The sequence below is a fragment of the Amycolatopsis sp. NPDC004378 genome (genome assembly GCF_053602455.1).
The window spans coordinates 1-25500 of sequence record NZ_JBSGDR010000032.1; the positions used below are offsets into that span (position 1 = coordinate 1).

Annotated in this window: 24 protein-coding genes and 1 rRNA gene; 13 read left to right on the top strand and 12 right to left on the bottom strand. The window is 72.5% G+C overall.

Going from position 1 to position 25500, the window contains the following annotated elements; translation table 11 throughout:
* Positions 1 to 88 (top strand): 5S ribosomal RNA (gene rrf / locus ACWEN0_RS45425); the annotation flags it as partial.
* A gap of 383 nt (positions 89 to 471) precedes the next feature.
* Here rrf and cobF read toward each other — a convergent pair.
* Entirely contained in the window at positions 472 to 1233 is a 762-nt protein-coding gene (cobF, locus tag ACWEN0_RS45430) for a precorrin-6A synthase (deacetylating) (RefSeq protein WP_451987584.1), read from the bottom strand.
* A 78-nt stretch (positions 1234 to 1311) separates the two neighbouring features.
* On the opposite strand from cobF, the gene ACWEN0_RS45435 reads away from it, so the two are divergent.
* Genes ACWEN0_RS45435 through ACWEN0_RS45445 form a run of 3 tightly spaced genes read left to right on the top strand, consistent with a single transcriptional unit; the run spans position 1312 to position 3966 of the window.
* Positions 1312 to 1518, top strand: coding sequence for a heavy-metal-associated domain-containing protein (locus ACWEN0_RS45435; protein WP_451987586.1), 207 nt, complete (start codon positions 1312 to 1314; stop codon positions 1516 to 1518).
* Positions 1515 to 3629, top strand: coding sequence for a heavy metal translocating P-type ATPase (locus ACWEN0_RS45440; protein WP_451987588.1), 2115 nt, complete (start codon positions 1515 to 1517; stop codon positions 3627 to 3629). Before ACWEN0_RS45435 ends, ACWEN0_RS45440 begins: the two co-directional genes overlap by 4 nt.
* A 55-nt stretch (positions 3630 to 3684) precedes the next feature.
* A complete protein-coding gene (locus ACWEN0_RS45445; RefSeq protein ID WP_086678475.1) occupies positions 3685 to 3966 on the top strand; it encodes a metal-sensitive transcriptional regulator in 282 nt (93 codons plus the stop codon).
* Here the strand turns inward: ACWEN0_RS45445 and ACWEN0_RS45450 are convergent.
* The 3 genes from ACWEN0_RS45450 to ACWEN0_RS45460 form a co-directional block, all read right to left on the bottom strand.
* A complete protein-coding gene (locus tag ACWEN0_RS45450; RefSeq protein ID WP_451987590.1) occupies positions 3963 to 4658 on the bottom strand; it encodes a CPBP family intramembrane glutamic endopeptidase in 696 nt (231 codons plus the stop codon). The genes ACWEN0_RS45445 and ACWEN0_RS45450 overlap by 4 nt on opposite strands.
* 82 nt (positions 4659 to 4740) lie before the next feature.
* Positions 4741 to 5883: a M protein gene (locus ACWEN0_RS45455; RefSeq protein ID WP_451987592.1), complete on the bottom strand. Its 1143-nt coding sequence runs from the start codon at positions 5881 to 5883 to the stop codon at positions 4741 to 4743.
* Positions 5884 to 6003: 120 nt separating this feature from the next.
* Positions 6004 to 6723: an MgtC/SapB family protein gene (locus ACWEN0_RS45460; protein ID WP_451987594.1), complete on the bottom strand. Its 720-nt coding sequence runs from the start codon at positions 6721 to 6723 to the stop codon at positions 6004 to 6006.
* 111 nt (positions 6724 to 6834) lie between these two features.
* Between ACWEN0_RS45460 and ACWEN0_RS45465 the strand changes: the two genes are divergently transcribed.
* Positions 6835 to 7506 (top strand): maleylpyruvate isomerase family mycothiol-dependent enzyme, encoded by a 672-nt coding sequence (locus tag ACWEN0_RS45465; RefSeq protein WP_451987596.1) that lies wholly within the window; start codon positions 6835 to 6837, stop codon positions 7504 to 7506.
* 3 nt (positions 7507 to 7509) lie between these two features.
* Here ACWEN0_RS45465 and ACWEN0_RS45470 read toward each other — a convergent pair whose 3' ends face one another.
* The 3 genes from ACWEN0_RS45470 to ACWEN0_RS45480 form a co-directional block, all read right to left on the bottom strand.
* On the bottom strand, positions 7510 to 8838 hold the full coding sequence (locus tag ACWEN0_RS45470) for a copper resistance CopC/CopD family protein (protein ID WP_451987598.1): 1329 nt from the start codon (positions 8836 to 8838) through the stop codon (positions 7510 to 7512).
* Positions 8835 to 9410: a hypothetical protein gene (locus tag ACWEN0_RS45475; RefSeq protein WP_451987600.1), complete on the bottom strand. Its 576-nt coding sequence runs from the start codon at positions 9408 to 9410 to the stop codon at positions 8835 to 8837. Before ACWEN0_RS45475 ends, ACWEN0_RS45470 begins: the two co-directional genes overlap by 4 nt.
* A 159-nt stretch (positions 9411 to 9569) precedes the next feature.
* Positions 9570 to 10259, bottom strand: coding sequence for a winged helix-turn-helix transcriptional regulator (locus tag ACWEN0_RS45480; RefSeq protein ID WP_451987602.1), 690 nt, complete (start codon positions 10257 to 10259; stop codon positions 9570 to 9572).
* Positions 10260 to 10509: 250 nt separating this feature from the next.
* Here ACWEN0_RS45480 and ACWEN0_RS45485 point away from each other — a divergent pair, with 250 nt between their 5' ends.
* From ACWEN0_RS45485 to ACWEN0_RS45495, 3 genes are all read left to right on the top strand, one after another.
* Complete coding sequence (locus tag ACWEN0_RS45485; protein ID WP_451987604.1) at positions 10510 to 12816, top strand: TOMM precursor leader peptide-binding protein; 2307 nt, start codon at positions 10510 to 10512, stop codon at positions 12814 to 12816.
* A gap of 49 nt (positions 12817 to 12865) precedes the next feature.
* Complete coding sequence (locus tag ACWEN0_RS45490) at positions 12866 to 14305, top strand: SagB/ThcOx family dehydrogenase (protein WP_451987606.1); 1440 nt, start codon at positions 12866 to 12868, stop codon at positions 14303 to 14305.
* 123 nt (positions 14306 to 14428) lie between these two features.
* Positions 14429 to 15694: a sensor histidine kinase gene (locus tag ACWEN0_RS45495; RefSeq protein ID WP_451987608.1), complete on the top strand. Its 1266-nt coding sequence runs from the start codon at positions 14429 to 14431 to the stop codon at positions 15692 to 15694.
* On the opposite strand, the gene ACWEN0_RS45500 is transcribed toward ACWEN0_RS45495, so the two are convergent.
* Complete coding sequence (locus ACWEN0_RS45500; RefSeq protein WP_451987610.1) at positions 15663 to 16268, bottom strand: response regulator transcription factor; 606 nt, start codon at positions 16266 to 16268, stop codon at positions 15663 to 15665. The two genes, ACWEN0_RS45495 and ACWEN0_RS45500, sit on opposite strands and share 32 nt — an antisense overlap.
* A 197-nt stretch (positions 16269 to 16465) precedes the next feature.
* Entirely contained in the window at positions 16466 to 17215 is a 750-nt protein-coding gene (locus ACWEN0_RS45505; protein WP_451987612.1) for a helix-turn-helix domain-containing protein, read from the bottom strand.
* 478 nt (positions 17216 to 17693) lie between these two features.
* On the opposite strand from ACWEN0_RS45505, the gene ACWEN0_RS45510 reads away from it, so the two are divergent.
* Positions 17694 to 17885 (top strand): hypothetical protein, encoded by a 192-nt coding sequence (locus tag ACWEN0_RS45510; protein ID WP_451987614.1) that lies wholly within the window; start codon positions 17694 to 17696, stop codon positions 17883 to 17885.
* A gap of 324 nt (positions 17886 to 18209) precedes the next feature.
* Positions 18210 to 18815, top strand: a complete 606-nt coding sequence (locus tag ACWEN0_RS45515) for a response regulator transcription factor (protein ID WP_451987616.1) — start codon at positions 18210 to 18212, stop codon at positions 18813 to 18815.
* 370 nt (positions 18816 to 19185) lie between these two features.
* On the opposite strand, the gene ACWEN0_RS45520 is transcribed toward ACWEN0_RS45515, so the two are convergent.
* Both ACWEN0_RS45520 and ACWEN0_RS45525 read right to left on the bottom strand, forming a co-directional pair.
* Positions 19186 to 21552: a sensor histidine kinase gene (locus ACWEN0_RS45520; protein ID WP_451987618.1), complete on the bottom strand. Its 2367-nt coding sequence runs from the start codon at positions 21550 to 21552 to the stop codon at positions 19186 to 19188.
* A gap of 176 nt (positions 21553 to 21728) precedes the next feature.
* Positions 21729 to 22241 (bottom strand): DUF899 family protein, encoded by a 513-nt coding sequence (locus ACWEN0_RS45525; RefSeq protein ID WP_451987620.1) that lies wholly within the window; start codon positions 22239 to 22241, stop codon positions 21729 to 21731.
* 199 nt (positions 22242 to 22440) lie between these two features.
* On the opposite strand from ACWEN0_RS45525, the gene ACWEN0_RS45530 reads away from it, so the two are divergent.
* Positions 22441 to 23061, top strand: coding sequence for an L-threonylcarbamoyladenylate synthase (locus ACWEN0_RS45530; protein WP_451987622.1), 621 nt, complete (start codon positions 22441 to 22443; stop codon positions 23059 to 23061).
* Positions 23062 to 23068: 7 nt separating this feature from the next.
* Here the strand turns inward: ACWEN0_RS45530 and ACWEN0_RS45535 are convergent, their stop codons facing one another.
* Positions 23069 to 23770, bottom strand: a complete 702-nt coding sequence (locus ACWEN0_RS45535) for a maleylpyruvate isomerase family mycothiol-dependent enzyme (RefSeq protein WP_451987624.1) — start codon at positions 23768 to 23770, stop codon at positions 23069 to 23071.
* Positions 23771 to 23895: 125 nt separating this feature from the next.
* Between ACWEN0_RS45535 and ACWEN0_RS45540 the strand changes: the two genes are divergently transcribed.
* Positions 23896 to 24285, top strand: a complete 390-nt coding sequence (locus ACWEN0_RS45540) for a YciI family protein (RefSeq protein WP_451987626.1) — start codon at positions 23896 to 23898, stop codon at positions 24283 to 24285.
* The gene (locus tag ACWEN0_RS45545) at positions 24282 to 25493 is read left to right on the top strand and encodes an RNA polymerase sigma factor (protein ID WP_451987628.1); all 1212 of its coding nucleotides are present in this window, start codon (positions 24282 to 24284) and stop codon (positions 25491 to 25493) included. Before ACWEN0_RS45540 ends, ACWEN0_RS45545 begins: the two co-directional genes overlap by 4 nt.
* Positions 25494 to 25500: the final 7 nt, after the last annotated feature.

The window sequence follows — 25500 nt, forward strand, 5'->3', positions numbered from 1 at the left end:
CGGTCCCATTCCGAACCCGGAAGCTAAGCCTGACAGCGCCGATGGTACTGCAACCGAAGGGTTGTGGGAGAGTAGGACACCGCCGAACTTACGTTAGGGAAGGCCCCGGTCGAGGACCAGACATGGTCCTCCCGGGGCCTTTTCTCATCCCCACCATCACGCGAGTCGACCCCTCAATCAAACGTGTCGACCCGGCAGCCACGCGTGGCCACCGTTCAAGCCCATCGCACCGGCGAGACCCGAGGCCGAACCGGCCCGATCGAAGCCGGAACTCACCGCTCCCCGACCGACCGACTCTCGTGCACGCCAGGCCGGCTCCCGCGACCGAGCAGGCATCACCCGCGCCCGAGCAGGCATCATTCGTGACTGGGCGGGCATCACGTGTGATTGCCGGGGCATCTCGCGTGATTTGGAAGGCATCTCGCGTGATTGGCGGGGCATCACGTGTGATTGGGGAGTCGACACGGTGGGTTAGGGGGTGGGGCGGCGGAGGAGGTAGGTGTCCATGATCCAGCCGTGGCGTTCGCGGGCCGCGGACCGGGCCGCGCGGATCTCCGCGGCCAGGGCCGAAGTCAGGGGACCGGACAGCAGGATTTCGTCCGGTGTGCCGACGTACGCTCCCCAGTAGATGTGCAAGCCCGTGTCGGTGAAGTGGTCGAACGTCGTGTGGGCGTCCAGCAGGACGAACACGTCGTCGACCTCGGGGGGCCAGCCGGACGCCAAGCGGCGGCCCGTTGTCAGCTGGACCGCCCGGCCGATCTGGTTCATCGTCGTGCGGTGGCGGGCCACCAGCGCCGAGATGCTGCTGATCCCCGGGATCACCTCGTAGTCGAACGTCACGTTGCCGCGCGCCAGCACCGCCTCGATCAGCGCGATCGTGCTGTCGTACAGCGACGGGTCGCCCCACACCAGGAACGCGCCGGCAGCGCCGTCCGGGAGCTCCGACAGCAGCACCCGCTCGTACGCCGATGCGCGCGCCGCGTGCCAGTCCGCCACCGCGGCCCGGTAGTCCGCCGGCGTGCGGTCGCGGGGCGGGTCCGCGACCAGCACCACGCGGTGGGGCCGGGTGACGAACCGGTCCAGGATTTCCTGGCGCAGCCGGACCAGGTCGGCCTTCTCCTCACCCTTGTCGAGCACGAAGAACACGTCGACGCGGTTGAGCCGGTCGATCGCCTGCACCGTCAGGTGCTCCGGGTCGCCGGCGCCGATCCCGATCGCGTAGAGCTTGCGCATCCCGCGAGTCTGACGGGGCCGGGTGTGGAACCCCTACCCCCGATGGGTATAAAGGAAGGAGATCGAAAGGAGCCGCCGATGACCGAAGCGAGCTACACCGTCGAGGGCATGACCTGCGGGCACTGCGCCACCTCGGTCCGAGAAGAGGTCTCCGAGCTCGCGGGCGTCCGGAACGTGGACGTCGACGTCGAGAGCGGGCGCGTGACCGTGACCAGCGACACCCCGCTGACCCCGGACGCGGTCGCCGCCGCCGTCACCGAGGCCGGTTACCGCCTGGTGGCATGAAGCCCGCCGAAGCGACCACCGCGGAGCGCGTCGAGCTCGCCATCGGCGGCATGACGTGCGCGTCCTGCGCCGCCCGCGTCGAGCGCAAGCTCAACAAGGTCGACGGCGTGACCGCGACGGTCAACTACGCGACCGAGAAAGCCCAGGTCAGCTACCCGAGCGGGCTGTCGGTCGACGACCTCACGGCCGTCGTCGAGGCCGCCGGCTACTCCGCGCGGCTCCCCGAGCCCGAAGCGCCCGACGAGACGCCCACTCTGCGCAAGCGTTTGCTCCTTTCGGCGGCGCTCACGATCCCGCTGATCGCCCTGGCGATGGTCCCGGCCTGGCAGTTCGACTACTGGCAGTGGGTCTCGCTCGTCCTCGCCGCCCCGGTCGTGACGTGGGGTGCGTGGCCGTTCCACCGCGCCGCCGCGGTCAACCTGCGACACCTCACCGCGACGATGGACACGCTCATCTCGCTCGGCGTCGTCGCTTCGGTGGCCTGGTCGCTCTACGCGCTCTTCTTCGGCATGGCCGGCGAGATCGGCATGCGCCACGGCTTCGAGCTGATCAGCTCCGGCGCGGCCGGCGACAGCCTCTACTTCGAGGTCGCCGCCGCCGTCACCACGTTCATCCTGGCCGGCCGCTACTTCGAAGCCCGCTCCAAGCGCCGCGCCGGCGCCGCCCTGCGCGCGCTCATGGACCTCGGCGCAAAGGACGTCACGCTGCTTCGCGACGGCGAAGAGCACCTGATCCCGGTCAGCGAGCTCCACGAAGACGACCTCTTCGTGGCGCGGCCCGGCGAGAAGATCGCCACGGACGGCGTCGTTGCCGAAGGCGGCTCCGCGGTCGACACGAGCATGCTCACCGGCGAGCCGGTCCCGGTGGAGGTCGGCCCGGGTGACGCGGTCACCGGCGCCACCGTCAACGTCGGCGGGCGGCTGCTCGTGCGCGCCACCCGCGTCGGCGCGGACACGCGGCTGGCGCAGATGGCACGCCTGGTCGAGGCCGCGCAGAACGGCAAGGCCGAGGTCCAGCGGCTCGCCGACCGGGTGTCGGCGGTGTTCGTGCCGGTCGTCGTCTTCCTGGCGCTGGCGACGCTGGTGGTCTGGCTGGCGAGCGGCGGGAGCCCCGAAGCGGCGTTCACCGCGGCCGTCGCGGTGCTGATCATCGCCTGTCCGTGCGCGCTCGGCCTCGCCACGCCCACCGCGTTGCTTGTCGGCACCGGCCGCGGCGCGCAGCTCGGCATCCTCATCAAGGGCCCCGAGGTGCTCGAGTCCACCCGCCGCGTCGACACCGTGGTCCTGGACAAGACCGGCACCGTCACCACCGGCCGGATGACGCTCGTCGAGGGTGACGGCGAGGTGCTCCGGCTCGCGGGTGCCGTCGAAGCCGCGTCCGAGCACCCGATCGGCCGGGCGATCGCGGAGGCCGCCCGACAGCGCTTCGGCGCGCTCCCCGCCGTCACGGACTTCCGCAGCACCGCGGGCGTCGGCGTGACCGGCGTGGTCGAAGGACGCGCCGTCAGCGTCGGGCGGGCCGGGAAGACCGGAATCGCCGTGACCTGGGACGGCGAACTGCGCGGCACGCTGACCGTCGCCGACACGATCAAGCCGACGTCCGCCCGGGCCGTCGCCGAACTGCGCGCACTCGGGCTGAAGCCGGTGCTCCTGACCGGGGACGACACGCGCGTGGCCCGGGCGGTCGCCGCCGAGGCGGGCATCGACGACGTCGTCGCCGAGGTGCTGCCCGAAGGCAAGGTCGACGTCGTCAAGCGGCTGCAGGCCGAGGGGCACGTGGTGGCCATGGTCGGCGACGGCGTCAACGACGCGGCCGCGCTCGCCCAGGCCGACCTGGGCCTGGCCATGGGCACCGGCACCGACGCGGCCATCGAGGCGAGCGACCTGACGCTCGTGCGTGGCGACCTGCGCGCCGCCGCCGACGCGATCCGGCTCGCCCGGCGCACCCTCGCCACGATCAAGGGCAACCTGTTCTGGGCCTTCGCCTACAACGTCGCCGCTCTGCCGCTCGCGGCGCTCGGCCTGCTCAACCCGATGATGGCGGGCGCGGCCATGGCGTGCTCGTCGGCGTTCGTGGTGAGCAACAGCCTCCGGCTGCGCCGCTTCCGCTGAACCCCCGGAGGGTATAGTCGGTGGTCAGGGACGCGACAACGGGGACAGGTGGGCGATGACGGGTTACGGCACCGAGCGGGAGGCTTATCTCAAGCGCCTGCGCCGGATCGAGGGGCAGATCCGCGGGCTGCAGCGGATGGTCGAGCAGGACAAGTACTGCATCGACATCCTCACCCAGGTTTCCGCGGCGACGAAGGCACTGCAGTCGTTCTCGCTCGAACTGCTCGACGAGCACCTGGCGACCTGCGTGGTCCAGGCCGCCGCGGCCGGTGGCGAGGAAGCCGACCTGAAGGTCCGGGAAGCGTCCGACGCGATCGCCCGCTTGGTGCGGTCCTAGCGCACCAGCACGGCCAGGGTGAGGCCGCCCGCGTTCGTCGTGAAGTGCACGATCACGGACGCGAGCACGCCCCGCCCGAGGTGCCGCCACCAGTGCAGGAAGATCCCGGCGACGCCCGCCGCGGCCATCGCCAGCACCTGCAGCACCACCACCGGCGTCGAGCCGAACACGGCGTGCACGGCGGCGTTGCGGCCGATCGCCAGCGCCGGCAGCGCGTGCCAGAGCCCGAACAGCGCCGCCGAGCAGAGGATCGGCGGCCAGCGCCACCGCTCGTCCGTCGCGCCGAACAGGCCCGGCAGCACGCCGCGGAAGGCGATCTCCTCGATGAGGACCGTGCCGAACAGGATCCGCCCGCACGTCAGCCAGAGCAGCTGCCCGAAGTCCGGCTCGCCGACGCGGCCGTCCTGGTAGACCGTGCGCAGCGCCGGCACGGCCAGGGCGATCCCGAACACCACGGCGATCAGCGCCGCGCCGGCCAGGCCGACCAGGGCGGGCCGCCGGAGCGTCGCGAGGCCCAGGTCGCGCCACGTGCAGCCGGCCACGCGGCCGAGCGCGACCAGCAGGGAAGCCGCGACCAGCCCACACACCGGGTACGCCCAGCCGGGCAGCACGCGGTTGGCCAGGGTGGTCGACGAAGCCAGCGTCACGAGCGCGGCGATCAGGGCGAGCACCCGCCGGAGAGGCCAGGTCAACGGACGACGTCCCGCGAGGTCAGGGCGATCGTCCGTACTCCCACGTCCCGATCATGCTGGTTGCCCGGCCGCCGGGCAAGGATCAGCCGACGGCGTCGGTGAGGTCTCCCGCGGGTGAGCGCCGCTGGACGGGCATGCGTTTCGACAGCGGCAGGGTGGCCTCGGGGTCGAACTTCGCGGGGCGATCGTCGAGCGCGACGGCCGCTTCGGCCAGCAGGGACCGGCAGCCGGCGAGGCTCGCGTGGAGCTTGTCGCGGACCTCGGTGAGGGCCGTGACCTCCTGTTTCGCGGCGCCGACCAGGGCTTTGCCGTGCTCGGTGGCTTCGGTGACGACCTGCGCGGCTTCGGCCTTGGCGGTCTTGACCAGGTCGGCGGCCTTGGTCTGGGCGGCGGCGAGCTTGCGTTCGCCGGTCGCGATCACCTTGGCTGCCTCGGCTTCGGCGGTCTTGACCAGGTCGGCGGCCTTGGTTTCGGCGGCGGCCAGCTTGTGATCGCCCGTCGCGATCACCTTGGCTGCCTCGGCCTCGGCGGTCTTGACCAGCTCCGCGGCCTTGTTCTCCGCCGCCGCCAGCTTGCGTTCGCCGCCGGCCACCAGGTCTTCGGCTCGGTGGGTTGCGTCGGTGATCAGCTGGTTCGCCTTCGTGCGGCCGGCCGCTTCCTGCTCCGCCAACTCGCGCATCGCGTCCGCGCGGCGGACCGTCATCGCGCGGGTGTGGTCCTCTTCCTGCTGGGCCCGGCGGTGCGCGGCCGCTTCGTCGAGTTCGCGACGGCGCTGCTCGGCCGCGCGCAGGAGTTCTTCGTGCTCGGCGCGCTGCCGCACGGCCTCCGCCTCGGCTTCGGCGACCAGACGGCGTTCCTTCTCGGTGAGCCGGACCGCTTCCTGCTCGGCCTCGCGGCGCAGGCGCTGGGCGGTTTCCGTTGCCCGGGCGGTGATTTCGTTCGCTTCCTCGCGGGTGAGCTCGATCATCCGGCGCGAGCGCTCCTGCAACGCGTCGGGCTCGATCGGGGTGCGGCTGATCCGGTCGATCTTCACCCGGAGCTCACGGTTGTCCTCGGCGAGCGTCGCCGCGCGATACCGCGCGGCATCGCGTTCGGCGGTGACTCTGTGGATCTCGGCCTCGGCCCACGCCACGTATTCCGCGACCTGAGCGCGGTGAAAACCGCGCCACGCCAGGTCGAATCCGGGCTGCGTGCGCGCCACGTCCTCGCCACCGCCGGGGGCCATGCCTCACCTCCGAATTGGATGGTTTTTCCTCGGCCGCACGTTTTCCTTGCGGTACCGGGGAATTCCGTGTGCACCCCAGTGTGCCGCAAACCCGCCCCCGCGCGCTCCCCGGGCGGGTGATCATTCGTCGAGCGGTTCCCCGGGGCCGGCGGACGCGCTCCGCACGCCCGGCAGTTCGGCGAGTTCGGCGGCCAGGTCGTAGAGATCACCGCGGCCGTCGAGGCGCAGCGTCACGACCGCGATCCGTTGTCCCTCTTCGGAAAGGGACTCGTGGTCGACGTCGACGTGGTGCACCACCCAGCCGCGCCCGGTGCACACGGCGAGCGCCGCGCGGAGGACGCCGTGGCCGTCGGTGTAGCTCAGCTGGATCACCGGAGGTTCACGGCGGTGGCGCGCGACGAACCGCTGCAGCGGCGGGAGGCCACGGGTCACCACGAAGTGCCCGGCCGTCGTGGCGACCGCGAGCACCGGCAGGCCCGCGCCGCACGCGGTGCCGACCGCGGCGGTGAGCCAGATCGTCGCCGCCGTCGTCAGGCCGCGCACCGCGTCCCGGCGGACGAAGATCAGGCCACCGCCGATGAACCCGATGCCGGACACGATCTGCGCGGCGATCCGCGACGGGTCGAGCGCGACGTGCTCGGTGCCCAGCAGGTCGGCGAAGCCGTACTTCGACACCAGCATGAACACGGCCGAGCCGACGCCGACCAGGCTGTGCGTCCGCAGCCCGGCGGCCTTCATGCCGGCTTCGCGCTCGAGCCCGATGGCGACGCTGAGCACGAGCGCGAGCACGACCGGCGGCAGCAGTTCCCACTGCGCCGACGTGGACCACAGTGTGGGCAAGGTCACGACCTCCCGGGGTCTCGCGGGGCGGCAAGCAGGGAGAACCGCGGGCGCCGCCACCTGGGCATACTGGGCCGGAAGCACCGATCGTGCCAGGTGAGGTGGGGACACGTGACAACGACTCGGCCGGTCCCGGCGCCGGACTTCGTGGGCTACCCGGAAGTGCGGCGCGGCATTCGCGCGCTGCTGGGCCCGCGTCCCGGTGCACACCGGCACCCCGTGCCCGCGTGTCCCGAGTGGACCGTCACGGACCTGCTCGGCCACCTCACCGAGATCGCCGAGCGCGTGCTCGTCCGCCACGGCGGCACCCCGCCGGTTTCGACGGCGTCGACGGTGCCGGAGCTGCTCGACCACTGGGACGACGTCGGTGAGGAGCTCGACCGGCGGCTCGAGGAGGCGGGCGGGCGGACCGGCGAGATCATGGTGATGGACGCCTACACCCACGAGCTGGACCTGCGCGCGGCCCTCGGCGTGCCGCCGCCCGGCGAGCACGTCGCCCGCGCGCCGAGCTTCGACGTGCTGGTCCGCGGCCTGTCCGGGTCGATCGCCCGCCGCGGGCTCCCGGCGTTGCGCCTGCGCACCACGGACGGCGCCGAGTGGCAGGCGGGCGACGGCCACCCGCCGGCGACCCTGACGGCCCCGGCCCACGACCTGTACCGGGCCCTGGCCGGACGGCGTTCCCTGGCCCAGCTGTCCGAGCTGGGGTGGAGCGCGGAACCGGGGCCGTGGCTGCCCGCGTTCACCTGGGGCCCGTTCGCCCCGCCGGACGTGCCGGGCGTGTGAGGCTCAGCCGCCCGGCGGGGTGACCGTCAGCATCGCCGCCAGGGCGAGCACCACGACGCTGAGCAGGACTTCCACGGCCACGGCCTGCCGCAGGCGGCGCAGGTCCGCCGTCACCGTCTTCGTCGTGCCCTCCGGCGGGCCGGTCATGCTCCGGCGCACCGCGCGGCGTGAGCGGCTCGCGACCGCCAAGAGCGCCGCGAACCCGGCGGTCTTGAGCAGCACGAGCAGGCCGAACTCGGTGGTCCAGAGCGTCTTCAGGGACGGCATGATGCGCAGGGCCAGCACCGCGCCGCTGAGCGCGATCGCCGTCACCGCGCCCGCCGCGAGGCGGGAAAACCGGGCCGCGACCGGGGCCAGGTCCTCCTCCGGCGCCGGGCGGTACAGGCCCATCGCCAGCTGGACCAGCCCGCCCGCCCAGACGGCGATCGCGCCGAAGTGCACCAGGTCCGCCGAGACCGAGACGAACATGATCGGGTCCGTGACCGGGTGGCCGGTGGCCGAGAACGTCAGCAGCACCAGGAAGCCGGTCACCATGGCCAGGTTCTCGTAGCGGGACCGCAGCCGGTCCGGCAGCCCGGGCCGCAGCAGGCGGGGCAGCAGCACCGCCAGCGCGGCGACGGCGGCCAGCCTGAGCAGCAGGAGTTTGCCGTAGGCGACGCGCAGGGTGTCCGCCAGCAGGCCGGTGTCGAACACCGCCTCGAGGTCGCGGCCGGCCGCGTACGGGCCCTGCAGGACGAACGTCGCGGCGGCGGTCACCGCGACGACGCCGGCGCCCCAGCGCAGCAGCAGCCGGGCCCGGCGGTCGGTGCGGGCGGCCGGGCGGCACAGCACGACGAACGCCAGCCCGCCCAGCAGCACGACGCCGAGGTAGGCCAGCCAGCGGACCACCGTCGAGGCGAAGTCGACGCCCGGGTCCGTGCCGGTCGCCGCCGAGACCGCGCCCGCCGACGTCACCAGCGGGCCCGAGCCCACGACGAAGGCGAACGTGCCGCGGACCGGGTGCGAATCGGCCGAAACGAAGGCGTACTCGACGAGGTAGCTGGCATCCGGCAGGTTCGGCTTCAAGCGCACCGCGAGCTGCTCGGCGACCTCGCCCGGCTGGAACACCGGGCCGCTGTCGACCTGGTTGCCCGCGAGGTCCACGACCTTGATCGAGCCCGGCTGGATCCCGACGTTCTCCGACAGGGTGACCGACACCAGGGACGGCGCCGCGCTCAGGCGGGCGCCGTCCCCGGGGGTCGACGAGACGATCTCGACGTGGGCCGAAGCCGGAGTGGCGCCGAGCACCAGCCAGCCGGTGAGGAAGGCCAGCAGGGCCAGCGCGCGCTTCACGACGCGGCGAGTGCGGTCTGCTTCGGCGCGCCGCAGAAGCAGCCGGTCAGCTCGCGTTCGGCGGCCGAGGCGCGCCGGTGCAGGATGACCGCGACGATCATCGGGATGGTGACGATCGTGTTGTAGAACAGGTGCAGCTCCACCCGCGGCACGAGCAGCTGGATGATGCTGGTCGGCACCTTCTGGCCGGCGAGCCGCCAGCCGGTCTGGGCCTGGATGAACAGCAGCAGGTGCTCGATGTGGTGCCAGAACTGGATGCCCAGCGCGAGGTTCCACCACTGGCGCGACCGGCCGGCGAAGCCGTGGCGCAGGACCCACAGGAACACCAGCATCACGAGCGCGTACCCGTAGTGCAGCCATTCCTGGGAGATCAGCCACGGGAACGGCATCCCGAGCACGCCGCGCGCGCGGGACGTCGGCCAGCCGAGGCCGTAGATCTGGACGGCTTGCACGACGTGCTCGGCCCAGTGCGCGAGCACGATGACCATGAACACGGCCAGGGCCCGGTTGTGGTACTTCCCGTTCAACGTCCCCAGGAAGCCGGCCGGCCGAACGAACTCGGAGGTCGACATGTGCTGCCCCTTCTCGACAGGGCCGAAAGATCGGCTGCACCGACCTTAAGGGCCGGATTGCCGGTTTTCGTTACTCCGGATTGCCCATTTCCCGCTTGCGACAAGGGCCGGGCGGGCGCCCCCTGCGCGCCCGCCCGGCCCCGTCGCCGCCTGGGGAAGTCAGTGGAAGGCGATGCCGTCCGGCAGCTCCGGCTTCGGCGGGATCCGGAACAGCTTGGTGAACAGCTCGAGGTGGGCGAAGTCGCCTTCGATCCGCACCCGGCCCGAGGCGAGCGCCTCGGACGCGGTGAGCTGGCCGTTGACCAGGTCGATCAGCTCCGGGCCCTGCGGCTCGATGACCAGGTCGGCGGCCGGGTGCTCGCCGGAGCCGACCTTCAGGGCACCGTCCTCGACCATCGCGTGGATGATCAGGGAGTCGTGGTGGCGCAGGACGTAGGTGACGTGCACGCCGGCCGCGGCATCCGGCTGGAACGTCGTGTAGAGCGACAGGATGGCGGCGTCGTTGGTGAACACGTCGTCGTCCTTCGGGTGCCCGAGCGACCGCGCGCCCCAGAGCCCGAGGTCGAGCAGGATGTGGTCGAGCTCGCTGCCGTACTCGGTCAGCTCGTAGACCAGGCTCGCGTCCAGCTGGGGCAGCACGCGGCGGCGGATCACCCCGGCCTGCTCCAGCTCGTTGAGCCGGGCGGACAGGATGCTGGCCGGGATCCGCGGCAGGCCCAGCTGCAGCTCGGTGAACCGCTTGGGGCCGAGCACGAGGTCCCGGATGACCAGCATGGACCAGCGTTCCCCGACGATCTCGAGAGCACGCGCGAGGCCGCAGAACTGTCCATAGGTGCGAGTGGTCGTCATACTCGGTCCTCACTTGTGGTCTCAGTCGAAAGGCCGGGGGCGGGCGCCCGCGGGGCTGTGCCCTCGCGATCCAGGTTGACGGCCCACCGGCGGCGCCGACCAGTGCGCGATGCACCCCTTGGACATGCGTTACGCGTGAATCGGCATGCGTTTTGCACGTCCCGTTCGGTGCGCGGCGCACTGGCCGCAGGTCGGCGCGCCGGAGAAGAATTCGGGTTCTCGGATCGCGCGCACGGGATGAGGAGTGCAGATGAGCGGATCGGCCGTGCAACCCGCCCCGCACCGGACCCGGGCCGCCGCGCCGCCGGCCGCCGGGACACCCGTGCTCGCGTTCAAACGGCACCTGCGCGCCGAAGTGCGGGCCGGCAAAGGTGCCTACCTCTTCTCCGAACAGGGCGTGATCGCGATGCGCGGCGCGCGCATCGAGTCACTCGCGCCGCTGCTCGACGGCACCCGCGAGCTCGGCGAGGTGCTGCGGGCCCGGCCGGCGGGGATGTCCCCCGAGGAGGTCGCCGCGATCGTGACCGAGCTGGTCGACGCGGGACTGGTGTCGGTGCGCCCGGCGCCCGGGCCGGCCACCGACGAGCGGGAGCTCGCCTACTGGGACGCGTGCGGGGTCGACGCCTCCCGGGACGCCCGCCACGAGGTCCGGCTGCTGGCCGTCGGCGACGACGTCGACACCCGGCCGGTCGAGCACGCGCTCGCCGACGCCGGGCTCGAGATCGCGCCGTCCGGTTCGGCGGCCGGTGAAGCGGACCTGAGCATCGTGCTGTGCACCGACTACCTCGACCCGCGGCTGGGCGAGCTCGACGCCGAGCACCGGCGCACCGGCCGGCCGTGGCTGCTGGCCCGGCCGTTCGCCGCGCAGGTGTGGATCGGGCCGGTCCTGCGGCCGGGCGACTCGGCGTGCTGGCACTGCCTGACCAACCGGCTCTGGGGGCACCGGCACGCGGAGGCCTGTGCCCAGGAGCTCCTCGGCCACGAGGGTCCCGCGCGCCGCCCCGCCGCCGCGCTGCCGTCGCTGACCGCCGCCGCCGCGCACCTCATCGCGCTCGAGGCCAGCAAGTGGCTGGCCGGCTACCGCTACGGCGGCCAGGAAAGCGTGTGGGTGCTCGACACCCTGGACCTGCAGGGCAAGCTGCACGAGCTGCGCCGCCGCCCGCAGTGCCCCGAATGCGGCGACGCGACGCTGGTGGCGACGCGGGCCGCCCAGCCGGTCCGGCTGGAGTCCGCCCGCAAGACGACCTCGACCGGCGGCGGGCACCGCACCGCGACGCCGGCGCAGACGCTCGAGCGCTACCGGCACCTGGTCAGCCCGGTCACCGGGATCATCCGGGACGTCCGGCCCGACCCGGCGGCGCCGTCGTTCGCCAACGTCTACCGGTCCGGCTACAACGTGGCCCGCGGGGTGACCGGGGTGAACGGCATGCAGGCCGGGCTGCGCAGCGAGAACGGCGGCAAGGGCGTCAGCCCGATCGACGCCGAGGTCGGTGCCCTCTGCGAGGCCGTCGAACGCTTCTCCGGCAACTACCAGGGCGACGAGCTCAGGTTCCGGGCTTCCTTCGACGAGCTCGGCGCGGAGGCCGTGCACCCCAACGACTGCATGCTCTTCGCCGAGCGCCAGTACGGCGAACGGGCCGCGTGGAACGCCGCGCACGGCCTGTTCCAGCACGTCCCCCGCCGGTTCGACCCGGCGGCGCCGATCGACTGGACGCCGGTCTGGTCGCTGGCCGGGCAGCGGCGGCTGCTGCCGACCGGGTTGCTGTACTACGGCGCGCCCGCCACCTGCGGCGTCCGCGGGCTGCACCCGGACTCCAACGGCGCGGCGGCCGGGAGCAGCCTCGAGGACGCCGTCCTCCAGGGCACGCTCGAGCTCGTCGAGCGGGACGCCGTCGCCCTCTGGTGGTACAACCGGACGCCGATGCCCGGGGTCGACCTCGGCTCCTTCGGCGACGGCTGGCTGGACGAGATGAGGGGCAACTACGCCGGGCTGGGCCGGGAGCTGTGGGCCCTCGACGTGACGTCGGACCTCGGGGTGCCGGTGTTCGTCGCGGTGTCCCGCCGCACGGACGGCCCGCACGAGCACATCATGTTCGGCTTCGGTGCCCACCTCGACCCGCGGATCGCCCTGCGGCGCGCGGTGACCGAGCTGAACCAGATGATCCCGGACGTCGAGGTCCTCGGGCACGACGTGAACGACCCGGACGCGGCCCGGTGGCTGGAGTACGCGACCGTCGCCAACCAGCCCTACCTGCGGCCCGCGCCCGGCGAGCGGACGCGGACCCTGGCCGACTTCGGGTTCGTGCACCGCCCGGACGTGCGGGACGACGTCGCGGCGCTGGCGAGAACGGTGGCGGCCGCGGGCAGCGAGCTGTTCGTGCTGGACCAGACCCGGCCCGACGTGGGCCTCCCGGTGGTCAAGGTGCTCGCACCCGGGCTCCGGCCGTTCTGGGCCCGCTACGCTCCCGGCCGGCTGTTCGACGTCCCGGTGCGCCTGGGCAGGCTCGCCGAGCCGACGCCCTACGAGCGGCTCAATCCGTTCCCGATGTTCCTGTAGCACACTGCGTGCACAGAACGGCGTTTCGTCGTGAATATAGGAGTTTGCGTTGGCTGCCGAGAGCCCGCGAGGGCACGCCGAGACGGTCCGGCTGTGGTCGTTGACCGAAGACACGCTGATCGAAGCGGGTGACGACGGGTCGCTCGTGGCGATCACCTGGTGGGGCGAGTACGACTTCCCCGGCGCGGCCGACGGGGTGCGCGAATCCCTCGGCAGGCTCGCGCTCGGGCCGGTGTCGATGGCGAACCTGGCCGCTTCGGGCCACGCCGGCAACGACGCCTGGCGGCTGTCCCTGCGCAAGATCCTCACCCGGCTGTCGGGTTCGGTGGTGCACTCCCTGGCGCTCAACGACGGCCGCGGGCCGGTGCTCTCGGCGATCCCCGTGACGCAGTTCCCGGTCTTCCCCGACGGCCCGCTGCCGGCCGGGCGGCAGGTCCGGCTGTCCCGGTTCACCGCGCTGCGGGCCGACGACGGCGCGCTGCTGGCCGAGTCGCCCGGCGCGCGGTACAAGGTCGCGCTGTTCAGTCCGCCCGCGGTCGTGATCGCCTCCGCGCTGGCCTCGCCGGCGACGGTCGGGCAGCTGGCCGAGGCCACCGGGGTTCCCGAGGCCGTGGTCGCCGACGTCGTCGAGTTCCTCGTCGCGGCCGGGGTCGTGCTCCTCGGCGACGCCGAGGGCCGGTTCACCGAGCACGGCGACCCCGACATGGCGACCTGGTCGCACGACGACCTGATCTTCCACGCGCGCAGCCGCACCTGGCAGAAGGGCTCGCCCGCCGACCCCGGCGCCGCCCGCGCCGGCCTCGAACCGCCCGTGGTCAAGCAGGTCACGGCCGGGCCGACGTTCCCGCTGTACCGGTTGGACCCGGCGGCGCCGGAGGCCGGGGAACCGACGCTGACCGCGCTGCTGGAGACCGACCACGCCTGCCCGGAGTTCAGCGAACGGCCGCTGTCGGCGCGGCAGCTCGGCGAGTTCCTGTTCCGCGCCGCGCGGGTGCGCTCGGTCGGCCCGGCCCACCTGCCCGGCGGGCCGTCGCACGAGGCTTCGCAACGGCCGTACTTCAGCGTGGCCTGCCTGTACGAGCTGGAGATCTACGTCGGCGTCAACCGGTGCACCGACCTCGCCCGCGGCATCTACCACTACGACCCGCTGTGGCACACGCTCACGCTGATCAACGACGACGCCGCGGTCCTGGACAACCTGCTGGACATGGCGATGATCGCCGCGGGCAGCCACCGCCACCCCTCGGCCCTGCTGACCATGACGGCGCGGATGGCCCGCATCGCGTGGGTGCTCGGCGGCGCGGCGTACGCGACGACGCTGCTGCACCTCGGCGCGCTGCAGCAGGTCTTCTCCCTCGCCGCGCGGGCGATGGGCCTGGCCGCGCACGCGGTGCCGGTCGACTCCGGCGACCGCGTCGACCGGGCGTTGAAGCTCGAGTGGCCGGCCGAGGTCAGCGTCGGGGAGTGCGTCCTGGACTTCCCCGAGTAGCCGCCGTCCGCCGCGAAAATCCCCCGTGACGGCGAGCCGGATCCTCAGGAACGGCTGTTAGATTGCAGTCTTGGGATATGGCAGCGTTTCTGGGGAGGCGCCGCGGTGGTCGCTTCAGCGAGAATGACCGACGCAAGCGTCCGATCGACGTATTCGCGGTGGGCAAAAGGAGCAACGCGGCCGAAGTCGCGTTCGGACACCGCGAACCGGCTGCCGGGGAAGGCGTTCCCGGCCCGGCTCGTCTACACCGTCCACGCCGGGGTCTGCTTCGGCATCGGCGTGCTCGGCCTGCTGGGTCCGTTGCGCGACGTCCGGTCCTGGCCCGTCTCGCTCGCCGCGTCCGGCTACGCGGTGGCCCTCGTCGCCGTGCACCTGGTCGGGTTCGGCTACGGGCGCATCCGGTTCCGCGGCCCCGCGCTGGCGCTGCAGGCCGTGCTGGGGCTCGTGCCGGTGTTCCAGCTGGGCGTCGCCTGGAGCGTGCTCAGCAGCTTCTTCGTCGGCAGCGTGCTGCTCGTCGCCAAGCCGGTGGTGTCGCTGCCGGTGCTCGTGTTCGTCTCGAGCGGTGTCGGCGTGCTGTCCGCGAAGGCGGGCGAGCCCGGGGAGTCCATTGCGGACGGTCTGCACGGCGCGGCGCTCACCGCGGTCGCCGCGGTGGCCGTGTTCGGCCTGGCCTGGTTCGTCCGCCTGGCCGCGGAACGCGAGCACGGCAGGCGCGAGCTGACCGCCCGGGTGGTCGCCGAGGAACGGATGCGGTTCAGCCGGGACACCCACGACCTGCTCGGGCTGAGCCTGTCGGCCATCACCCTCAAGATCGAGCTGATCCGGCGGCTGGTCGACACCCAGCCGGCGCAGGCCCAGCAGGAGCTCACCGAGCTGGTGACCATGTCCCGCAAAGCACTCGCGGACGTGCGCTCGGTGGCGGCCGGGCAACGGGAACTGTCCTTGGCGGACGAGTGCGCGGCGGCGGCCGCGGTGCTCGACTCGGCCGGGGTGACCGTGCGGTTCGACCGGGCGCTGCCCGATCACCTCCCCGAAGCCGTGGCCACGACGTTCGCCACGGTGCTGCGGGAGAGCGTCACCAACGTCGTGCGGCACAGCCAGGCGTCCTGGTGCGAGTTCGCCGTCGGCGCGGCGCGCGGCGAAGCGTGGCTGCGGGTGGCGAACGACGGCGTCGTGCCGGGCGGAGCCGAGGAGTGCGGAGAGGAGCACGGCTGGGGGCTGCGGAACCTCGCGCACCGCGTCAGCCTGCTCGGCGGGGAGCTCACGGCCGGGGCCCGGCCGGAGGGGACGCACCTGCTGCGCGCCAGCGTCCCGCTCGAGCCCTTCGGGGCCGGTTCGCGTCGCTCGTCCGGCCCGCTCAGAGCCATTCGGCGTCGGTGGCGATCCTGATCGCGTGCACCCGGTTGCGGGCGTTGAGCTTCGTGACCGACGCGGCCAGGTAGTTGCGGACCGTGCCGGGGGAAAGGAAGAGGTCCGCCGCGATGTCGGCGACGTTGCGCCCGCGCGCGGCGAGGGCGAGGATCTCCAGCTCCCGCGGGGTGAGCGGGCAGTCGTCGGCTTCCCAGGCGGACAAGGCGAGTTCGCTGTCGATCACCCGTCTGCCGATGGCGACCGACCGCACCGCGTTGGCGAGCTTGTCCGACGGGGCGTCCTTGAGCAGGAAGCCGTTGACCTTGGCGTCCAGCGCGCGGCGGACCGTGCCCGGACGGCCGAGGCTGGTCAGGATCAGGGTGTGGCACTCCGGCAGGTGCTCGTGGATCTCGGTGGCCGCGGTCAGGCCGTCCTTGCCCGGGAGGTCGATGTCGATGACCGCGACGTCGGGCAGGGTGGACTTGGCGGCGGGCAGGATCTCGTCACCGGAGTCCACTTCGGCGACGACCTCGATGTCGGATTCGAGGCTCAGGAGAGCGACGAGGGCACCTCGGACCATGTCCATGTCTTCGGCGAGCAGAACCTTGATCACGTTGTTCCTCGCTTCCCCCAGTCGAGCCATTTCCCCGTGCGGAATTGTACGCCATTGCGCGATCCCGCCGGAGGATTCGCCGGTCGCACCCGCGCGGCCGGGCCGGTGAATCGGCCGCCGAATTCCCGGGTCGCGGTGCCGTCGCGACCACCCGTTCGGGCGCGGGAATCCCCATTCCCGCGCCCGAACGGGACCCCTCAGACCGCAACCGGGTGCCTGGCCGGGGCGTGCCGCAGGTCGGGCAGCGCCAGCAGGACCGGCGGGTCGAAGCCGTGCCGCGGCCGCAGCCGGACGTCGGCCAGGCTGGCGGCCACGCCCCGGTGCACGGTCACCGGGCCGGTCAGCCCGGTCATGGGCCGCAGCCCGCGGTCGTCGTTCGGGCAGACGCCGAACGCGTGCGTGATGACGTACCACGAGCCCAGCGGCACGTCGCTGAGCGTGTACTGGCCGGCGCCCGGCAGGATCACGTGCCGCGCCGGGGCGCCCTCGGCGATCTTCGCCGGGAAGAGCCCGACGAACACCGGGCCGGTCTCCGCGCCCGGAACGCGCCAGACGTGGCCGCGCACGGTCGCCTCGGACCCCGGCTGACCGGTGCGTTCGGCGATCCGCGGCGAGGTGCCGCGCAACTGCCGGTACCCGGTGGGCGAGAAGCCGACGCTGCCGCTGAACCGCGCGCTGAACGTGCCGACGCTGTTGTAGCCGACCTGGTGGCTGATGTCGGCCACCGAGATGGTGGTGGTCGCGAGCAGCCGCTTCGCTTCGGCCAGCCGCAGTGCCGACAGGAACCGTCCGGGGGACAGCCCGGTCGCCCGGAGGAAGACCCGGGTGAAGTGGAACTTGCTGAACATCGCGGCCTGGGCGAGGTCGTCGATGGTGAGGCGCTCGCCCAGGTTGTCCCGCATGGTCATGATGGCGCGTGCCACGGCCTGCCGCACGATTTCGTCCATGGTGGCCGTCCCTCCCGTCGCCGGTACCCACCGATCCACGCCCCCTGCGGACGTGTTCGGCGCCGGAAAATTGGTATGGCAGAACTGTAGGTCGGAACCCGTCTACTTCTTAAGTGCTCAGTGCACCGTTCCGAATGGATTTCACCGGGTCCCGACATGCGTTTTGCATATGCGCGGGAAGGTGTTTCGCACGGGACGCCGGCGGAGGTGTCGTGCGGGCCGTGAACGGGCATGCACCGGTGTGACGACGAGCGGTTTTGGTCGCTCAGCGCGTCGAGCCGACCTCGTAAAGTGACGGAAAAGCACCCGGTCGGTCGATCAAGCGCGCCCTGTTACTCCATCCGGCCCCGTGAACGGGACTACCCGGAGCAGTCATAAAGCACGGTGGCCCGGTGATGCGGGCACTGGCTCCCGAGAGGCCGTCGGCGCACCATTTATGACACGTGAAGCATTCATCTTCGCCACTGGGGAGTACACAATGTCCGTTCAGTTTTCCGCTGACGTCCACGCGCTTTTCGAAGACCTGGGTATCGAGGTCGAAAAGGTTCGCTCGATCAAATCCGGCCTGGTCATCGACCGGTTCGACCGCCCGTCCGGTGGCGGCGCGGTCCGGGCGACGGCGTGCGTCTCCGTCGCCGTCGCGGTCGAAGAGGTCGGGTTGGCCGCCTGACTGGTTTGGACCAGTATCGGTGCTGGTCCGCGCCGTTGCGAGCCGGTCATCGGAGTGCTTGTGCACTCGGGTGGCCGGCTCTCTCGTATGTCGTGCGTCCACTGGCGACTCGACCTGGAAAATTTTCAACGCGAATGGCAAACGCAAGTTTGCGTTACGTGTGGTAGTGGTCCGGACGCGTATTGCGTGTTTTTCGCGACTTAGTGCCCGCCGCACCGGGTATTGCGCTCTGGAGGCCCCGAACGGACCAACCCGGAACTCGGCCGGAATGTTTAACTGTGCTTCTGGGGAGAACTGGGGAGTTCCTGAGGCGGAGGCGCCCTCGTGATCAAAGTGCTCGTTGCCGAAGACATGCACATCGTCCGCGGCGCGCTGGTGGCGTTGCTCCGGCTGGAGCCCGACATCGAGGTCGTCGCCGAGGTGGCGTCCGGTCCGGAGATCCTGCCCGCGGCCCGGTCGGCGGCCGCCGACGTGGCGATCATCGACATCGACCTGCCGGGCAAGGACGGCCTCACTGCGGCCGGTGAGCTGCACGAGCAGCTGCCGGGGTGCCGGACCCTGATCCTGACCAGCCTGGGGCGTCCCGGGACGCTCAGGCGGGCGCTGGACGCCAAGGTGAGCGGGTTCCTGCTGAAGGACGCGCCGCCGGACAAGCTGGCCAACGCGGTGCGCGGGGTGATGGCGGGCCGCCGGATGGTCGACGGCGACCTCGCCCTGGCGGCGTGGGACAGCGTGGACTGCCCGCTGACGGCCCGCGAGCTGGACGTGCTGAGGATGACGTCCCAGGGGTACGGGACGGTCGAGGTGGCCGCGCGGCTCTACCTCTCGGCGGGCACGGTCCGGAACTACCTGACGACGGTGGTGGCCAAGCTGGGGGCCCGCAACCGCGTGGACGCGATCCGGATAGCCCGCGAGTCCGGCTGGATCTGACGCCCGGCGGGCCGGGCCGGCCGGGTGCCGGGGCGTTGCCGTGCTGGCGGTTGCCGGGTGGATCCGGCCTCGGCCGAAGCCGCGGGCGAGGGCCCGGCCGGGCCAGGCGGCTGGGGGCGGGGGCGTTGCCGTGCTGGCGTGGTTGCCAGGCGGATCCGGCTGGATGCCTTGATCGGGGCCGCGGGCGGCGGCCTGGCCGGGCTAGGCGGCTGGGTGCCGGGGCGTTGCCGTGCCGGCGTGGTTGCCGTGCGGATCCGGCTGGATGCCGCAGGCGAGGACCGCGGCCGGGCGCCGGGGCGCTGGCGTGCTGGCGTGGTTGCCGGGCGAATCCGGCTGGGTGCCTCGGCCGAAGCTGCGGGCGAGGGCCGGGCTAGGCGGCCGGGACCGGGACCACCGCGCGGAGCCGGAAGCGGCCGTCGTCCACTACCTCGGCGGTCAGCTCGCCGCCCAGGTCGGATACCCGGTGGGCCAGGTTGCCGATCCCGCTGCCCGAGTTGCCGCCGCCCGGGGAGCCGTTGCCGTTGGTGGCGGGCTTCGCCGCGGGGCGGGCCGGGCCGTCGACCCCGTCGTTGACGATCTCGAGCGTCACGCCGTCTTCCGTGCGGCGCAACGCGATCTCGCACGTCTCGACGCTGCTGTGCCGGAGGACGTTCGTGACGCCCTCGCGCAGCACCACCGCCAGCGCGGTGCGGACCGGGGCCGGCAGGTCGTCCTGCAGCATCTCCATCCGCACCCGGACGTCGGCCGCGGCCAGCACGGACCGGGCCGACTTGGACTCGCTGTCCAGGGACAGCTCGCGGTAGCCGCTGGCGACCGAGCGGACGTCGGTGAGCGCCTGCCTGGTCAGGCCCAGGATCTCGAGGAGCTCTTCGGTGGCCCGGTCGCGGTCGAGCGGGAGCACCCTGGCCGTCAGCTCGCTCTTCAGCGCGATCGCCGACAGGCTCATGCCGAGCAGGTCGTGCAGGTCCCGCGCGAACCGGAGCCGCTCCTCGGCGACGGCCATCTCGGCCAGCCGGCGCCTGCTGTGGTCCAGTTCGGCGGCCAGCCGGTCGAGCCAGAGCATGCCGAACACGATCAGGCCCGTCATCACGGTGCCGGCCGAGAACAGGATCGCGAACCACGTGTCCTGCCCCGCCTGCCCGGCGACGTACTGCAGCCACAGGTAGACGCCGGTGTTCGCGGCGAACAGCAGCCACCCCGCGACCGGGGGCAGCACCAGCAGCCCGCAGCCCATCAGCAGGGACGGCATGCTCACCCAGTCGTGCTGCAGGGGTAGCAGGGGGAGGTAGATCAGGCAGGCCTGGACGAACAGCATCGCGGTGCTCTGCCCGGAGCGCAGCCGCGTGGTCGGCCGGTTGAAGTAGGCGAACTGCAGGGTGAGCAGGGCCGCCACGGAGCCGGCGACCAGCGCGATGTGCCAGGCGTTCGTGGTCAGGAGCAGCTCGTGGAGCACCGCCGCGACGCCGAGCAGGCCGAAGACCACCGGCTGGAGCACGCGGATGCGCCGTGACTCGGCGTTGGCCGTCCGGTTGTCGTCACCCGCCGGGGCGACCGGTTCTGCCTGGTCGGGGAGCGGCAGCTCGACCCGCAGGCGGAACCGGCCGTCGTCGCCGGTGCCGGTGGTCACCGAACCGCCCAGCGCGGCGACCTCGCCGGGGAGCCGGGCCAGCAGGTCGGACTCGGCGGGCAGCCGCTCGGCGTCGACGCCGTCGTTGACGATCACCAGGCTGACCCCGCCGCGCTGGCGGCGGACGTCGATCTCGCAGTGCTCGACGTCGCTGTGGCGCAGCACGTTGGTGACGCCCTCGCGCAGCACCTTCGCCAGCAGCGTGCGGGCCTGGACCGGCAGCTCGGCCTGGTCGAGGTGGACCCGCACGGCGATGTCGGACGCGGTGAGCAGCGACTGGGCGGTGCGGAACTCCTTCTCCAGCGACAGCTCGCGGTAGCCGTGGGACACCGCGCGGACGTCGGCCAGCGTGCGCTGGGCGATGGCGGTCATCTCGGCCAGCTCGGCCTTCGCCTGCTCGCTCGACTTCCGCAGCAGGCGGTGCACCAGCTCACCCTTGAGGGCGATGGCGGAGAGGCTGATGCCGAGCAGGTCGTGCAGGTCCCTGGCGAACGCCAGCCGCTGTTCGGCGACCGCGCGCTGGGCCAGCTCGGTCCGGGCCCGGTGCAGCTCGCGGATCGTCCGGGCGAGCCGGGTGAGCAGGTAGAAGGACAGGCAGTAGAACCCCACGCTGGCGACCGTGTAGACGGCCAGGAGCGGCGGGTCGTAGAGCAGCTCGACCCAGAGCACGCCGCCCAGGTTGAGGACGAACAGCGGCCACGCGAGCCGCGGCTGCAGGACGAGCAGCACGGCGCCGCCGAAGAACACCGGCATCGCCGACCAGACCGCGTCGAACGTCAGGACCGGCACGTACCCGAGCACGGCCAGCACGACCAGCAGCACCTTGCTCAGCGTCGAGTCGAGGCGGACCGACGGCCTGCTGTAGTGCAGCAGCTGGATCGCCAGCAGCACGGCGACCGCGGCGACCGCGTAGCCGACCTGCAACGGGCTGATCGGCAGCGGGAACAGGGAGGCGAGCAGGACGAACCCGAAGCCCGCGACGACGACCGTGATCATCGCCGCCGCCAGGTAGGCTGCCAGCTTCGGCCGCTGGTCGACGACGCTGGTGCCCCGGGCCTCGGACCCGGCGTTCAGCGCTTCCGGCAGGCTCGTCACGGTTCCCGGAGACATCGGCTGCGGTCCTCCGGCGGGTCGGCGGTGCCCGGAGCCTGCGGCTCGGTCCGGGCGGAACTCGGTGTGCATGCTCCGGGGAATCCTATCTCATGACGGCTCCCCGTCGTTACGGCGAAGAGTGGCTCTGCCTGGGGATTTCGGCCCGTGCCGGGCTGCCGGGTCCGGATACTGGTTCAGCCCAGTTGGGTGCCGGGGACGCCGACGAGGTCGAGGAAATCCAGGTACGGCACGGCGATCGAGCCGAGGTGCCGCACGAACCGACCGTCCAGGCGGAAAAAGCTCAAGCCGGGGGTGTCGGCCTCACCGCGGGCGGTGCCCGCCAGGTACCGGGTGGCCGGGAAGTCGGCGCCGAACCCGTTGTCCACGGCGGAATAGCCGGGCAGCTCGCGGCCGAAGTGGCGCCCGTACTGCGCGAATTTCGCATACGGTGTGTGCGAAACGACCACGAGCCGGGTGTCCGCGGCGTGCAGGACGGCGGCGACCTCGTCGGCGGGCACGGCGGCGCCGGGGTCGCTGACGTCCGGCATCCGGTGGTGCACGGCGAGCCACCGGTGCCCGCCGAACAGCCCGGCCAGGGTGACGCGGCCGGCCGGGCCGACGAACTCGTGGGCCGTGGCGGACACGGTCCGGGGCCGGGGTGGCTTCGCCCGGGTCGGGGTGGGATCGGGCAGCACCAGCTGGGTCATGATCGCCTCCTGGGTGGCAGCTCCTGTCGCACCCGCGGATTCTCCGCCGGGGGACGGGCTGCGGTCACCGGTTGCGCGGCGATCACGGCAAGGTGGGAGACGCCGCCCGGCGCGTCGCGTGCCCGGGCGCTTCGGGGGCCGGGTGGCGGAGCCCCGGCCTCAGGGCGCAGCTCCGGCGGTTACCGCCTAGGCTCGCGCCATGGCTCGGTACTTCGACGTCCACCCGGACAACCCCCAGCGGCGGGCCATCGGCCAGATCGCCGACCTCGTGCGCCAGGACGGCCTGATCGCCTACCCGACGGACTCGTGCTACGCGCTGGGGTGCCGGCTGGACAACCCGGCCGGCCTCGACCGGATCCGCTCGATCCGGCGGCTCGACCGCCGCCACCACTTCACGCTGGTCTGCCAGGACTTCGCCCAGCTCGGCCAGTTCGTGCACGTGGACAACGCCGTCTTCCGCGCGATCAAGGCGGCGACGCCGGGCAGCTACACGTTCATCCTGCCCGCCACCAAGGAGGTGCCGCGGCGGCTGATGCACGAAAAGAAGAAGACCGTCGGCGTGCGCATCCCCGACCACGTGGTCACCCAGGCGCTGGTCGCGGAGCTGGGCGAGCCGCTGGTGTCGAGCACGCTGCTGCTGCCGGACGTGGCCGAGCCGCTCACCCAGGGCTGGGAGATCAAGGAGGAGCTCGACCACGTCCTCGACGCGGTCGTCGACTCCGGCGAGTGCGGGGTGGAGCCGACCACGGTGGTCGACTTCTCCTCGGGCGAGGCCGAGGTGGTCCGCCGCGGCGCCGGGGATCCGGCCCCGTTCGAGTGAGCGGGGGTCAGTCCACTTCGGACGTCCACAGCGGGTTCCGCCGCGAGGGCACCAGCTCCGTCCAGCGGACGGCTTCGTCGCAGACGGCCTCGACGGCCAGGTCGGCCGCCGCGCGGCGGCCGGTGAACAGCAGGCAGAAGTCCACGGCGGGACCGGTGATCCGGTCCGGCGCGCCGGCGGGGCCGAACTCCCACCGCTCGCCCGAAGGCGCGGTGAGCTCGTAGCGGAACCGCCCGGCGGGTGGCTCGCCGTGCCCGGCGTAGACCTCGTCGCGGGTGCGGACGCCGTAATAGGCGACGTGCCCGACGCTGTCGTTGCGGGGCAGGCGGACCCCCAGCACGTCGGCGATGTCCTGGCCGCGGGCGAACAACGCGGTGAGCAGCGCGGCCGCCACCGCCGCCGGGCGCAGCGGCCCGCCGGGCCAGTGCACGTCTTCTTCCGCGCTGGCCAGCAGGTCGGTGGCCTTGCGGTGCTCCGACAGCCACGCGAGCACGGCGTCGCCGAGCATCCCGGAGTTCGTGATGCGGGGAGCGGAAGCGCTTTCGTCGCCTTCGACGCTCAGCACGACCCGGCGGGCGACGACCGTCAGCTCGGCGAGGTGCCCGGTGATCGCGCGGCCGGCGGGCAGCATCACCGACGTCTCGTGGTCGCGGATCAGGTCCGCGAGGGCGTCCGCTTCGGCGGCGAGGTCGGCGTGCACGTCTTGCATGGGGGAATCCTTAAGGCGGTGGGTGGTGAGGCGTCGATGCTGCTCCTGTGGCGAGGCCGCCGACCACTCACAGGTTGCGGTGCCGGATCGGCTATGTTCGCGGGGACCGAACGCGGGGAGAAGCGATGAAGTACCTGCTGGCGATGTACATGAACCCGGACGTCTGGGACGGCCTGTCCGACGGGGAAAAGGACGAGGTGATGACCGGCCACGGCGAGTTCATCCGCCGGATCCGGGAGTCCGGCGAGATGATCGGCACCCAGGCCCTCGACGCGCCCGCGAAGAGCGCGGTGGTGCGGGTGAAGGACGGCATGCCGGCGGTCACCGACGGGCCGTTCGTCGAGTCGAAGGAGTTCCTCGCCGGCTACTACCTCGTCGAGTGCGCCAGTCAGGAGCGCGCGTACGAAGTGGCCGCGATGATCCCCGACGCGAAGATCGAGGGGCTCGGCATCGAGGTCCGGCCGGTGGTGTTCTTCGCCGACGCGACGGGCGAATCCGAGTACACGGGCGGGTGAGCGAGGACGTCGGCGAGCTGCTCCGCCCGCTCGTGCCGCGGGTGCTGGGCACGCTCGTGCGCCGGTACGGGCAGTTCGACGCGTGCGAGGACGCCGTGCAGGAGGCCCTGCTCGCCGCGTCGGAGCAGTGGCGGGACGGCGGGGTGCCGGACAACCCGCTCGCCTGGCTGGTCACCGTGGCCACGCGCCGGCTCACCGACCAGTGGCGCAGCGAGAGCGCACGCCGTCGCCGGGAGGAGTCCGTCGCGGCCCGCGAGCTCCCGGAGCCCGTCGAGACGCCGGGCGAAGACGACACGCTGACGTTGCTGTTCCTGTGCTGCCACCCGGCGGTGTCCCCGCCGTCGCAGGTGGCGCTGACGCTGCGCGCGGTGGGCGGCCTGACGACCGCGCAGATCGCGAAGGCGTTCCTCGTCCCCGAAGCGACGATGACCCGCCGCATCACCCGCGCCAAGGAGAGCATCGCGGCGGCGGGGTCGACGTTCGGCGAGCCCGCGGAGGCCGACTACGCCGGGCGGCTGAGCGTCGTGCTGCAGGTTCTTTACCTGATCTTCAACGAGGGGTACACGGCGACGTCGGGGACGGACCTGCACGTGCCCGAGCTGGCGCGCGAGGCGATCCGGCTGACGAGGGCGGTGCGGGCGCTGCGGCCGGACGACGGCGAAGTCGCGGGGCTGCTGGCGTTGATGCTGCTAACGGACGCGCGCCGGCCCGCGCGCACCGGCGCCGACGGGACCCTGGTGCCGCTGGCCGAGCAGGACCGCGACCGCTGGGACCGGACGGCGATCGCGGAGGGCCGCGCCCTGGTCGGCGCGGTGCTGGGCCGCGGCCCGGTGGGCGTCTACCAGGTCCAGGCGGCGATCGCGGCCCTGCACGACGAGGCACCCAGCGCGGAGACCACGGACTGGACGCAGATCGCGCAGCTGTACGAAGTGCTGCAGGAGCTGGCCCCGAGCCCGGTGGTGACGCTGAACCAGGCGATCGCGGTGTCGATGGTCGACGGCCCGGCACGCGGGCTCGAGCTGCTGGCGTCCCTGGCGGAGGACAGCCGGATGCGGCAGAGCCACCGGCTGGACGCGGTCCGCGCGCACCTGCTGGAGCGCGCGGGCGATCTCGCGGGCGCGCGGGAGCACTACCGGCGCGCGGCCGGGCGGACGGCGAGTCTGCCCGAGCGGCGGTATCTGGAGGAGCGGGCGGACCGGTTGGGTTGAGTGGGGC